The sequence below is a fragment of the Catenibacterium sp. AM22-6LB genome (assembly GCF_003435615.1).
GTDB classification, from domain to species: domain Bacteria; phylum Bacillota_I; class Bacilli_A; order Erysipelotrichales; family Coprobacillaceae; genus Catenibacterium; species Catenibacterium mitsuoka_A.
Genome location: NZ_QTUM01000062.1, coordinates 1 through 12,674 on the forward strand (window position 1 = coordinate 1; position 12,674 = coordinate 12,674).

The window sequence follows — 12,674 nt, forward strand, 5'->3', positions numbered from 1 at the left end:
ATCGCCCCCACAGTGGACTTTCACCACCTAGATATATGCCATGCCCGGCATACAAAAAATCCCAACAATTTCTTGTTGAGATTCATTTTATTAATATGCTCTTGCAAAATAAACTACATGTTTTGCTTTTTTACCACAGCATGGACATACGCCATCTGCTTCTTCATGTTCATCGATACAACGTGAAGTTGCCTGATAAAGATCTTTGATCTTTAATTCGCATGCTTCTTCACCACACCAGTTCATCTTGACATAGCCACCCTTTTCATCTAATACTCGACCTACTTCTTCTAAAGTATTAACACGAGTGATATGGCTATTTAAGAATGCTGCTGCCTTATCATACATTTCCTGATGAATTGTTTCTAATGTATCATGGATTGCCTGTGGAAGATTTTCGTCTAAGTCCATCTGAGTCTTAACACCATCATTACGTTTTACAACAACACAATGACCATTTTCAATATCACGAGGTCCTACTTCAATACGTACTGGAATACCACGCATTTCTGCTTCAGAGAACTTCCATCCAGGTGATTTATCACTTGCATCTACACTTACTCTCATACCTGCTGCTTTTAACTGTTCAGCGATTTCATCTGCTTTTTCAAGTACACCAGCCTTCTTCTGCTGGATAGGGATAATAACTACCTGTGTAGGAGCAAGTCTAGGTGGTAATACAAGACCATTGTCATCACCATGAACCATGATAATAGCACCTAATAATCTTGTAGATACACCCCAAGATGTCTGATAAACATGTTTTAACTTGTTATCCTTATCTAAGAATGTCATATTGAATGCTTTCGCAAATCCCTGACCAAAGTAATGAGATGTACCAGACTGAAGAGCCTTACCATCATGCATTAATGCTTCAATAGTATAAGTTTCTTCTGCACCTGCAAACTTTTCTCTTTCTGTTTTACGTCCTGTTAACATTGGAATTGCAAGTAATTCTTTTGCAGTTTCTTCATAGATATCTCTCATCATTAATGTTTCAGAACGAGCTTCTTCTTCAGTTTCATGAATTGTATGACCTTCCTGCCATAAGAATTCAGAACCACGTAAGAATGGTCTTGTAGTCTTTTCCCATCTTACTACTGAACACCACTGGTTATATTTCTTTGGTAGATCACGATAAGAATTTACAATCTTAGCATAATGTTCACAGAATAATGTTTCTGAAGTAGGTCTAACGATTAAGTGTTCTTCTAAATCATCTAAACCACCTCTAGTCACAACTGCACATTCAGGTGCAAATCCTTCTACATGATCCTTTTCTTTATTTAATAGAGATTCAGGAATTAACATTGGCATATAAACATTCTGATGTCCTGTTTCCTTAAATCTCTTATCCATATAACTCTGAATCTGTTCCCATAAAGCATAACCATATGGGCGATAAATAATGAATCCTTTTACACTAGAATAATCCATTAATTCTGCTTTACGACATACATCTGTATACCACTGTGCAAAGTCAACGTCTCTAGGTGTAATTGCATCATTTTTAATATTATTTTTTGCCATAACTTTCTCCTCTCTTGTACGATAATATTATAACTATTTTTGGGAAAATGAAAAGGATTAATCCAAATCATGGTGATAATAATGTGTTATATTCACTTATTTAGTGATATAGAGTCTTGAAAAATAAGGGGATATAGAGAGTGTATTGATTAATGTTTCGTGATAATCTTCCTGTAATGAGTGATCAATGAATAATATATCCTGATGTGAAATCATAGAAGATAGACTATATCCTAAAACAATTATACATAAGCCAAGCATTGTAGAATCCTCCACCAGAGAAAGATGATCCTCTTCTTGAAGATAAAGTTTATTATCAAGTATAAGTTGAAGACGATCATGGGTGATTTGTTTGAGTAAACGGTTAGCAATATTCATTAATTGAGTGATAAAAGATGTGACATCTTCTTCTAGAGGTATTGTCTGCTTATGAAGTAATGTAAGTATCTTTTGATTATTCAAACATTCTTTCTTCTTATTTTCTATGATGTTTTCATCAACATACATAATAAAAGAATATTTTTGAATGATTTCATCACAGAACTTTTCTGCATGTTTAATCTTCTTCTGTAATGTAAGATATTCTTCTTTGACTTCTTCAATTGCCATAAGTATTTCATGATAATCCTGTTTAAGTGCTGGAAGATGTTTTTCTAATTTATGTAGATAACCTATTTCATCTAAGAGCTTCTTATCCTCCTTATAATGAGATAAATAATCAGTATTTAATATACTGAGTTCTCTAATAAACATTTCTTTAGAAATATCTTCTGTAATATCTAATTCTTTTTTCTTTTCTATAATCTTTTCTATGAGTCTTTGATGACGTACCATATAGGTTGCTTTTTCTAAGCGTTTCTTTTCTAAATCTGTTCTTGTTTTTTCTAATACAGCTTCTTTCTTAAAAAGAAGTTCCCGAGATATTTCTCTTCCTTCTATTAAACAAGGTTTAGGATGATGAAGTGAGCCACATACAGGGCAAGGTGTTCCTTCCTTTAAATCCTTTGCAAGTATACCCGCAATACTATTCATATAATGATGATACATACGCATATAATCATCATTTTCACTACCATATAGATACACATCACGTGTATAAGATGCTTCTAAATCAAATAGATGATCCTGTGATATTAAGTATTCATCATAGAGTAAAGATAAAGCATTGAGTCCTTCTCTTCTTTTATCTATTGTCTGTTGTTGCTGCTTTCTGATAACTGCTTTCTTTTCCATATCATCTAATTCAGTGACTAGTTCAATTTCACGTAATACTTTCTTTTTCTTATCTTCTAATGATTTTTCTAGTTGATCTAAATGATTGGAATAGAGAGATAGATAAGGCTTATTCTTAGTAATATAAGCACATGCACTCTTATAATCTTCATAACTATTTAAGAAAGCCATTGTGTCATTAATCTGTTCCTCTATCATTTTTGTATCACTCGTCATGACAGATTTTGTAGATAGAAAGGAACGCATAAGTGCCTCTGTAGGTGATTGAATCCAAGTTTCTATAAAAGAAGCAGGCATAATAAATTGGTGTAGGAATTGATTATAATTCATATTCAAAATATTGTGGATATGGTGCCTGGCTTCTTCATTTTCTAGATCATCACATCGAAGAATACATCTTCCTGATTGATACACACGTTCAATAGTATGTATGATATTGTTTAGTTCAAATGTAAGATAAACTCTCTTAATAATAATTTCTGTTAAGCCAAAAAAAGCGAATGTGAGACCATTGACGACTGTATTATGATCTTCAATATAATTTATATGATTCTTAAAAGAAGTAAAGTCAGTCTCAACATTCTTATCAAAAGTTTCTATTGTGAGTTGTAATAGGTTCATAATATCCTCCTATTACTATTATAGAAAAAGGAATAGCCTTTTGCTATTCCTTAGTGAGAAAATCCCATTTTTCTACTTCTTTTGTTTTACTTACAACAAGGAAGTGATCTCCTGGCTGAATAATATAATCAGCACTAAAGTCCATTGTCATCTTAGGTGAACCTTGAGGTTTAATACCTACAACGTTCATACCATAAACTCGACGGATATTAACATTAGAAAGTGATTTGCCTTCCCAATCCTTAAGTGTCCTAATTTCTACGATAGAATATTCTTCATCAAGTTCTACTAAATCTACAATAGAACGTCTTAATAAATGTTTAGCAAGCTTATAAGCCATTTCTTTTTCTGTATTAATAACACGATCAGCCCCTACTTTTTCTAGAATGATCTTCTTACGTTTAGTACGTGCTTTCGCAATAACATAAGGGACATTTAATTCCTTTAATAATAAAGTACATGTTACTGCTTCTTCAAAATGTTTAGAAATAGCTACAACAGCCACATCAAACGTATTGATATCAAGTTCTAATAGCTGTTCACGATCAGTAACATCAGCTACGATTGCTTTAGTAACATTGTCTTTAATTCTACTGACACATACTGGATCAATATCTACTGCAAGAACTTCTACTCCGAAGTCTTCTAATGTTTCAGCAAGTGTGCTTCCAAAGATACCTAATCCTAAAATAGCGACCTGTTTTGGTTTATTACTCATGTTTACTCCTCCTAGCCAACAAGTACATCCTCATCTGGATATTTAAATTCTTTTGTATTTTTATCATGTGAACGTTTAGTAAATAAAATCATTAATGAAATAGGGCCAATACGTCCAGCATACATCAAGATAATATCTACGCATTTACCAACTATACTTAATGCAGGTGTAACAGATGCACTCAGTCCTACTGTACCAAATGCTGAGAATACTTCCATTAGGATATTTAAATAATCCTGTTTAGGTTCTGTTATAAGCATAATAGAAGATGAAATAATACAAAGCATTAGTCCAAGGAAAAAGATAGAAAAAGCCCTTACGAGTGTTCTTTTCTTGATACGACGCTGGAATACTGTTGTTTCTTCAATACCACGATAAGTTGTTCTCATTAATAGTAATACAAGTGCAAAAGTAACTGTTTTAATACCACCTGCAGTAGATGCAGGAGAACCACCGATGAACATAAGAGAACACATCAATATTTTTGTGATTCTATTAAGAGAATACATATCCACTGTTGAGAATCCAGCAGTACGTGTAGTGACTGATTGGAAGAATGATACAATAATCTTATCTACTAAATTCATTTTTCCAATCGTTGCAGGATTGTTGAATTCCATTATAAAGAATAATAATGTACCTATAACAACCAACGATACAGTCATCATTAATACTATCTTTGTATGTAGGGCAAAGCTGCCAAATAGATGACGCCACGAAAAGCTTGATGATCTTCTCTTTTCTTTAATATATTTATCATGAATATCTAATACCACAATAAAACCTAGACCACCCATGATAATTTCAAATGGTACGATAAAGTTAATAATTGGATTTGTGTTGTATGCAATAAGTGATGTAGATCCACATAGATCAAATCCAGCATTACAAAATGCACTAATGGAATGCCATATACCATAATATAAGCCTTTAAGAGCACCTAAACGAGGTATAAAAAACATTGAGAAGAATATTAATCCAATCGTTTCTATTGAAACAGTATAAATAAAAATAGTTTTCAAAAGTCTTGGAAGCATACTTAAAGAATTCTGGTTGAGTGCTTCAGTAAAGACAAGTTTTCTACTTAATGTAATTCTTTGTCTTGCAAGAAACAAGAAAAGATATAAGAAAGTTAAGAATCCAAGACCACCAATTTGAACAAGAATAATAAGAACTGTCTGACCAAAGAGGTTATATTGATCCACAACTGTCAAAGGTGATAACCCTGTTACACATACAGCAGATGTTGCAATAAAGAGGTTATCCAAGAAACTTGCAGCTTCTTTCTTATTTGAAAATGGCAAAGAAAGTACTATAGCACCTATTATAATTACTGCAAGAAAAGAAAGTGATACTTTCTTTGGTGCAGAAAGTCGGCCAGAATGCTTTCGCCTAGCTAAAACAATATCTTTCATAACTAAATCTCCTATAATCGCATCTATTCTAACACCAAGATGTGATAAATCCAATACTAGTCTTTCTTAGAGACATAATATTGTGTAATTTCTTTCTTAGAACATTCATAACATACTACTAAAATAGCCCCTGCAAGATCAAGTGCAAGATCCTTCATTGTATCAGCGAGAGCATCATGTCCTTCTAATGGTTCATCATCACTTGATACGATAGTCGCACGTGTAGTTGCCATATATTGCTGGTTATTTGTATGGAAAATGTCATCTACTGTATATTCACATAATTCCCATACCGCCCCTACTGCAAGTGAGAAAGCAACTACAAATATATATAACAATGCACGATGCATAAAAAGGTATTTTCTACGTAGAATAAGCATCTGTAATAGCCATAAAGCGATAAATGAAAGAATAATACCTGAAGTAAAGTGAAGTAATGAATCCCACCAGCCAATCTTTCCATAGAAGTTTAAACCATCTCCTAGCACAAGTCCTAAAAACGCAAAGGCAGTAACACTGATATGTACTTCAACAGGTACTTCAAAGTTTGCGAATTTCTTTAAAAGTCTTGGGGAGATTAAGACAATACTCATCGCAATATATTGTAATAATGAGAAAAACAAGCGAACGCGCATCTTTTCTTTTTTTACATAGAATAAAGCAACCATTGTCGCAATTGCAAGAATAAGTACAATAAACGATAAAATTCTCTTAAAGATTCTAACACGACGTTTTGTTTTTTCACTATATTCAAATTCGTTATTATTCATGAATTTCCCTCCTAGTCTATCTATTATAGCACACTTTACATATTATGAATCTTAATTTCATGTAAAGCAAAAAAACTCCTAGGCGCAAGCCTAAGAGTTCAAGTGAAAATCAATCTTATTCTTTTCCTTCAAGAATTGGAGTTACAGTAGTATTAATGATTTCCTGTAATGTGCTACAAGATCTGTCAAATTTTTCCTGATCAGATTCAGTTAAAGGTAATGTTAAGATTTCACGGATACCTGCTCTATTGATGATTGCTGGAACACCGATATATAAACCTTCATGACCATACTGACCTTCAAGGTAGCATGATAATGGAAGTACTGTATTTTCGTTGTTTAAGATAGCATCTACTAATCTAGCAAGAGACATACCGATACCATAGTAAGTTGCTCTCTTCTTATTGATGATTTCATAAGCAGCATCTCTTACCTGTTCGTAAATTCTCTGTAACTGATCAAATGGTACTTTTCTTTCTTCAACTACTTCAAGAAGTGATTTACATCCGATATAAGAATTTGTCCAAGATACGAATGAGCTATCACCATGTTCACCCATGATATAACCATGAACTGAAGCTGGGTTTACTTCGAAGAAGTTACCAATTTCATATCTTAATCTTGCTGTATCAAGCATAGTTCCTGAACCAAGAACCTGGTATGGATGAAGACCAGTAGCCTTCTGCATTACGTAAGTCATGATATCGCATGGGTTAGAAGCTACTACGATTACACCATTGAATCCTGATTCCTTAATAGACTTACCAACTGAAGCCATGATCTTTGTGTTGATTGCAACTAATTCAAGTCTTGTCTGACCTGGTTTCTGAGCTGCACCAGCAGTTACAACGATAACGTTAGCATCAGTACAGTCAGAATAATCACCTGCATAAACCTTTAATTTACCGTTTGCATATGGTAAACCATGAACTAAGTCCATTGCTTCCCCTTCTGCCTTTTCAGTATTAACGTCAACTAATACAAGTTCATCAATACCTTTGTGGTTCATTAAAGTATAAGCCATACTCATACCTACAAAACCTGTACCAACTAGAACAACTTTACGGTTACCCTGAGCTGGCATATCATTTAAATAATCTGTCATTGCCATAATTTATTTCACTCTCCTATACCTAGAAGTATAGTATAATCATTTCCTAAATACAATAAAATATTTGCTATTTAAATAAAAAAATTCATTTAAATTTAGTTGATAAATCCATGCTTTTTTGATGTTACCGCTTTCGATGTTTCAGAGAATGCAAGTGTAAGCGAATTCATTGTTACAAATTTGTTGTAATGAAAATGTGACTTAAATTGACTTGTGGTCATTTATTGGTATAATAAATATTGGAGGGATTTATATGAATGCTCTGAGTGATATTAAATCTAAGATAGAAAAGAATAAAGAAGAAAAGAGGGAACGTCTTCTAGCAAGTGCCACTGCATTATTTGCAGAAAAGAATTTTAATAATACATCTATTTCTGACATTGTAAATAAAGCAAGGGTTGCAAAAGGTACTTTTTATTTATATTTCAAAGACAAATATGATATTAGAAACCAGATTGTGCAGGAAATCAGTACTGATTTATTCGATGAGGCTATGAAAGAATTAAAAAAACATCCTGAAATCACCCACTTTGATGATTCAATGATCTTTATCATCAATCATGTGATTGATGCTCTTGTAGCCAACCCTACATATCTTACCTTAATGAATAAAGACTTATCTCTTGGGGTCTACTCACAGGAACTCACAAAGATTCTAGAAGAAACAGATCATCTTAGTCTATATGAATTATTTAAGGAAGGTGTAGAAAGAGAGAATCTTAATATTAAAAATATTGATATTACCTTCTTTACTATAGTAGAGCTTGTAGGTTCAACTTGCTTTAGTTGTATTGTCAATAAGATTCCCTGCCCTATTGAGGACTATAAGCCTTTTCTATTTGATTTAATACGTACTTTACTTCATGCTGCTTAATAAAAAAAGCAGCATTTTTTCTATGCTGCTAAAACCTCATTCACATAATCAAGAAGCTTTTTAGTATCTGTATAAGTTTCTTCACGTGAGTTTTCTTTAAATACAACTGTAATGATTGTTTTATTCTTTACCTTAGAATAAGTAACCAAACATCTTTTTGCGAGATTAGTAAAACCTGTCTTTCCCCCAATAACTCTTTCATCATAATATGGAGAAGCCTGCTGGGTCATCTTTACATTCTGCATTGTACGATATTGATTTGATTCAAAAGTATAGTTTGGTGTAGAAATAATATTTCTTAACTCTTTATTCTTATAAAATGCTTTCGCAATAAGTGCCATATCCTTTGTACTGCATGTTTCTTTAAGCCATCCCTTTTGGGCATAACTGAGTCCATGAGGATTAGAAACCTCTACCTTTTGACAACCTAGTTTTTTGGCTTTCTTATTCATTGCGTTAATAAACGCATCATAACCACCTTGATAGTTTTCAGCAAGAGTTAAAGCCATTTCATTAGAACTCTTTAAAAGCATACCACGAATAACATCTTTAAAAGGAATCTGTTCACCATCATGTACAGGTTCAGTATAGGCAAACACACGATCTGGTAAAGACATGATATTCTTTGTAGTAAGAAGTTCATCATCTTTATAATACTCTATTGCGACAAGGGCACTTAATAGTTTAATTGTAGAAGCAGGATAACGTGATTCCTGTTCATTTTTCGCATAATACACCTTTCCTGATTCCGCATCCATCACTACTGCAGACGCTTCTTCTGTGTTAAGTGCTGGTTGAGGGATAGATTTAATTTTCTTTTCTTTTTGTTTTGCAGTATGCGAGATTGTATTTGTCTTCTTTTTTTCTGGCTGCTTTGAAGTACATGCACAAAGCATGAATGCAGCGCATATCATTGTAATCCATTTACGATATTTCATTTTTTAATCACCTCTTCGAAACATAATAACTATTTTAAACCTATTCATCAATCTTCTTCCATCATTTTTCATTTTTTTTGAATAATAATATGTTATAATGATTTGGTAAAGGAGAAATAGTATGGTTAATTATCCAAACCTTAAAAAGGCACCGGCTAATATGTCTATCCCTAAGAAATCTACAAGTAAGCATTATACTGCTTTTCGTGGGATGAGCTTAGAAGAAGACATCAACCTATCTAACACCTATTACTTATCTGTCGATCAGGCTGTCATATATAAAAAACCGACACCTATCCAGATTGTAAAAGTCGATTATCCTTCACGAAATAAAGCCCGTATAGTTGAAGCATACTATCAGGCCCCTTCTACTACGGATTATAATGGAATTTATAAAGGCAGATATATTGATTTTGAAGCAAAAGAAACTAAATCTTTACGATTTCCTTTTCGTAATATTTCTGAGCATCAGATCAATCATCTCGCACGTGTCTCACGTCATGGGGGAATTGCCTTTATTATTATTGCCTTCACATCTGTAGGAGAAGTTTATTTGTTAGATGCTTCGATTATGGTAGAGCGCTTTTTTCATGACAAGAAGCAGCATATAAGTTATGATGAAGTGAAAGAAAGTGGACATCTTATTAAGCAGGGCTATCAGCCAAGACTCGCTTATTTAGATGTAATCGATGAATTTTACCTTAAGGAGGACACTTTATGAAAGTTCAATCAACCAAGGACCCTAAGCAGATAAAGAAAACAATTAAGATATGTATTATCGCATTATGTGTTCTTGTAGCGAGCGGTAGTGGTTACCTTGGATTTAAGATTTATCAGCAAATCAGTAATTTTGATATTGATAATCTTACAACAACTTCCTACTCTTCTCAGGTTTCTCAAGATGGAGAAACCTATTACAAGTATGGTAGTTCTATTGGGAAATATGTAAGTTATGATGATATTCCTGAAATAATGATAGATGCTGTAGTTGCTGCAGAAGACTCTCGTTTTTTTGTACATAATGGTTTTGATATTCCACGTATTATTAAAGCGTTTATGTCAAATATTTTAGCAGGTCATACTGTGGCAGGTGGTTCTACAATTACACAGCAGCTTATCAAAAAAACATATTATCCAGATGCAGAAAAAACAATTGAAAGAAAAGTTGGAGAAGTCATTCTTTCTATTGAAGCGACTCAGCAGACTACTAAACAGAAAGTACTTGAACTATATCTCAATAAGATTTATTTTGGTAAGTCAAATAGTTCTATTGGTATTTATGGAGCAAGCTACTATTATTTTGGAAAGAGCCCTGATCAGTTAACTTTACCAGAAGCTGCATTACTTGCAGGTACAATTAATTCCCCTGTTTCATATGATCCATTTAAGAATTTAACTCTTGCAACAAAAAGAAGAAATATTATCCTTAACTTGATGTATGAACATGGATATATTAGTGAAAAAGAAAGAGATAATGCGAAAAGCGTAAAGGTTGAAAACATATTAAAATATGATCCTGTTCAGTCAAATGGAAAATATGCTTCTTATGTAGATCGTGTTACTCAGGAAGTAAAAGAATTAGGTTATGATCCTAATAAAACTAAGATGACTATCTATACTTATATGGATCATGATATGCAGGAATATCTTGATGATGTTTCTTCAGGTAAGAACTATAAGTTTACTGACAGGGAGATGCAGGCAGCTGCTTCAGTGCTTGAATCAAAAACTGGCCGTATTATTGGTTTGATGAGTGCGAAAAATTATCGTGCGAATAATTCTGATGCGACTTATCTAGATTATGCTTATACATTAAAGAATAGAAGACAGCCAGGTTCTTCTATCAAACCTATTCTTGACTATGCAACTGCATTTGAATATCTCAACTGGTCTACTGGACATACAGTAGATGACTCAGAGTTTACTCAGGGTAGCTGGCATCCAAAGAACTGGGATAACAATTACCATGATGATGTGCTTCTTGAAGATGCTCTTGCAAATTCATGGAACTTAGCTGCTATTCATACTTTAAATAGTGTTCTTAAGAAGGTTGGTAATAATCAGGTTGTTAGCTTCTTAAAAGGTTTAGGCTATAACATGGACGATGAAGATTTCAACTTGAACTATGCTATTGGTGGTTGGAAGTATGGTACAACACCTACTATGCAGGCAGCTGCTTATGCAGCTATCTCAAATGGTGGTACATATATTAAGCCACATACAATTCAGAAGATCGTGATTAATACAACTGGTGAAACTATTAATGTAGATGATGATATTCAAAAACAGGCAAGTGAAGGAATGAAAGATTCTACTGCTTTCTTACTTCGTCAGGTTATGACAAGCTATGTAAAGAGCAATGGAAGCTACTCAGCATTTGATATTGGTTCTCAGATTGGTGCAAAGACTGGTACTTCTAACTTCGATGCAACGATCCCTGCACTTGCTGGTAAAGATAAAGACCATTGGCTTTGTGCTTATTCACCTGATTATGCATGGGCTTGCTGGAATGGTTTCCCTGCAGAAATATCTACAAAGAAACATAAATATCTTGCAAGTGGTATGAATGATGCAAAATCAATTGCCACAAAGATTGCGAAGAAGCTTGCCACTCATAAGATGAAAAATAGCTATGAAACACCAAGTACTGTTGAAAAGGCACGTATGGTTAAGGGTGTATATCCATATGTATCTCCAAGTTCTTCTACACCAGAAGAAAAGATTATGACTGCTTGGTTTGTTAAGGGACATGGTCCTAGTGGTGTAGATGATGGTTCTTCTTATGCCGATGAATATAAAGTACCTGAATTGACATCATTTAATGCATCATTGAATTCAAATAATTCAATTTCAGTCACATTTGGTTCTTATGATCCTGAATATGAAGGTAAGATCACTTGTGTTGTAGAAATCAGTGATGGTTCTTCTACAAAGACTGAAACATTATCTTCAACAAGTGGAACACTTGAATATAGCACTGAATCAGGTAAGACATACACAGTAACTGGTTATTATAAACTAAAGAGTGGTGACACGACGTCTAATAAGAAGTCAGTAAGATTATCTACTGGAAGTACAGCTGTAGGTACTGCAACCTTCAGTGTTACTGCAAATGGTGCAGCTATATCAAATGGAGCAACTATTTCAGCCACTTCAGTCAATGTCAGCACATCTGGTCCAAGTGGACATACAATGATTGTGACATGTAATGGTAATAGTCAATCATTGAATTGTGGAAGCAGTGCGACAATTAGTGGATTATCTAGTGGCAGATCATATACGATTTCATTTACTGAAAAGAATTCAAGTGGTGAAACTAAGACAATTGGTTCTATCCATTTCACAGTACAGACAACTGATACACAAGAACAATAAGGATTCCAAAAAGGAATCCTTTTTTTGAACATAAAAATTGGATAATAGAAATCAAGTAAAAATTCAAAAAAATAATCAGTAATTTTTCA

10 protein-coding genes are annotated in these 12,674 nt (G+C 33.5%); 3 read left to right on the forward strand and 7 right to left on the reverse strand.

The genetic code is table 11. The features are described from left to right. Window positions 1-90 precede the first annotated feature (90 nt). The 6 genes from proS to DW269_RS10730 form a co-directional block, all read right to left on the reverse strand. Window positions 91-1,530, reverse strand: a complete 1,440-nt coding sequence (gene proS / locus DW269_RS10705) for a proline--tRNA ligase (RefSeq protein WP_117459826.1) — start codon at window positions 1,528-1,530, stop codon at window positions 91-93. 96 nt (window positions 1,531-1,626) lie between these two features. Continuing rightward, window positions 1,627-3,384 carry a hypothetical protein gene (locus tag DW269_RS10710; RefSeq protein WP_117459828.1) on the reverse strand — a complete coding sequence of 586 codons (1,758 nt, stop codon included), beginning with the start codon at window positions 3,382-3,384 and terminating at the stop codon, window positions 1,627-1,629. 43 nt (window positions 3,385-3,427) lie between these two features. Beyond that, window positions 3,428-4,102, reverse strand: coding sequence for a TrkA family potassium uptake protein (locus DW269_RS10715; protein ID WP_117459830.1), 675 nt, complete (start codon window positions 4,100-4,102; stop codon window positions 3,428-3,430). An 11-nt stretch (window positions 4,103-4,113) separates the two neighbouring features. After that, window positions 4,114-5,517, reverse strand: a complete 1,404-nt coding sequence (locus tag DW269_RS10720; protein WP_226793497.1) for a TrkH family potassium uptake protein — start codon at window positions 5,515-5,517, stop codon at window positions 4,114-4,116. Between the two features lie 56 nt (window positions 5,518-5,573). Beyond that, a complete protein-coding gene (locus tag DW269_RS10725; protein ID WP_117459834.1) occupies window positions 5,574-6,287 on the reverse strand; it encodes a hypothetical protein in 714 nt (237 codons plus the stop codon). A 115-nt stretch (window positions 6,288-6,402) separates the two neighbouring features. Further along, window positions 6,403-7,398 (reverse strand): L-lactate dehydrogenase, encoded by a 996-nt coding sequence (locus tag DW269_RS10730; protein WP_117459836.1) that lies wholly within the window; start codon window positions 7,396-7,398, stop codon window positions 6,403-6,405. Between the two features lie 253 nt (window positions 7,399-7,651). Between DW269_RS10730 and DW269_RS10735 the strand changes: the two genes are divergently transcribed. After that, complete coding sequence (locus DW269_RS10735) at window positions 7,652-8,272, forward strand: TetR/AcrR family transcriptional regulator (protein ID WP_117459838.1); 621 nt, start codon at window positions 7,652-7,654, stop codon at window positions 8,270-8,272. Window positions 8,273-8,292: 20 nt separating this feature from the next. Here the strand turns inward: DW269_RS10735 and DW269_RS10740 are convergent, their stop codons facing one another. Beyond that, a complete protein-coding gene (locus DW269_RS10740) occupies window positions 8,293-9,210 on the reverse strand; it encodes a D-alanyl-D-alanine carboxypeptidase family protein (RefSeq protein ID WP_117459840.1) in 918 nt (305 codons plus the stop codon). 121 nt (window positions 9,211-9,331) lie between these two features. On the opposite strand from DW269_RS10740, the gene recU reads away from it, so the two are divergent. Together recU and DW269_RS10750 are read left to right on the forward strand one after the other, a co-directional pair. Then, window positions 9,332-9,931, forward strand: coding sequence for a Holliday junction resolvase RecU (gene recU, locus DW269_RS10745; RefSeq protein ID WP_022424206.1), 600 nt, complete (start codon window positions 9,332-9,334; stop codon window positions 9,929-9,931). After that, window positions 9,928-12,585 carry a transglycosylase domain-containing protein gene (locus tag DW269_RS10750; protein ID WP_117459842.1) on the forward strand — a complete coding sequence of 886 codons (2,658 nt, stop codon included), beginning with the start codon at window positions 9,928-9,930 and terminating at the stop codon, window positions 12,583-12,585. The genes recU and DW269_RS10750 overlap by 4 nt, the downstream gene beginning before the upstream one ends. Window positions 12,586-12,674: the final 89 nt, after the last annotated feature.

Excerpts from the sequence above, each read along its gene's own strand:
- proS (WP_117459826.1), bottom strand. The coding sequence starts at position 1,530 with ATGGCAAAAAATAATATTAAAAATGATGCAATTACACCTAGAGACGTT.
- DW269_RS10710 (WP_117459828.1), bottom strand. The coding sequence starts at position 3,384 with ATGAACCTATTACAACTCACAATAGAAACTTTTGATAAGAATGTTGAG.
- DW269_RS10715 (WP_117459830.1), bottom strand. The coding sequence starts at position 4,102 with ATGAGTAATAAACCAAAACAGGTCGCTATTTTAGGATTAGGTATCTTT.
- DW269_RS10720 (WP_226793497.1), bottom strand. The coding sequence starts at position 5,517 with ATGAAAGATATTGTTTTAGCTAGGCGAAAGCATTCTGGCCGACTTTCT.
- DW269_RS10725 (WP_117459834.1), bottom strand. The coding sequence starts at position 6,287 with ATGAATAATAACGAATTTGAATATAGTGAAAAAACAAAACGTCGTGTT.
- DW269_RS10730 (WP_117459836.1), bottom strand. The coding sequence starts at position 7,398 with ATGGCAATGACAGATTATTTAAATGATATGCCAGCTCAGGGTAACCGT.
- DW269_RS10735 (WP_117459838.1), top strand. The coding sequence starts at position 7,652 with ATGAATGCTCTGAGTGATATTAAATCTAAGATAGAAAAGAATAAAGAA.
- DW269_RS10740 (WP_117459840.1), bottom strand. The coding sequence starts at position 9,210 with ATGAAATATCGTAAATGGATTACAATGATATGCGCTGCATTCATGCTT.
- recU (WP_022424206.1), top strand. The coding sequence starts at position 9,332 with ATGGTTAATTATCCAAACCTTAAAAAGGCACCGGCTAATATGTCTATC.
- DW269_RS10750 (WP_117459842.1), top strand. The coding sequence starts at position 9,928 with ATGAAAGTTCAATCAACCAAGGACCCTAAGCAGATAAAGAAAACAATT.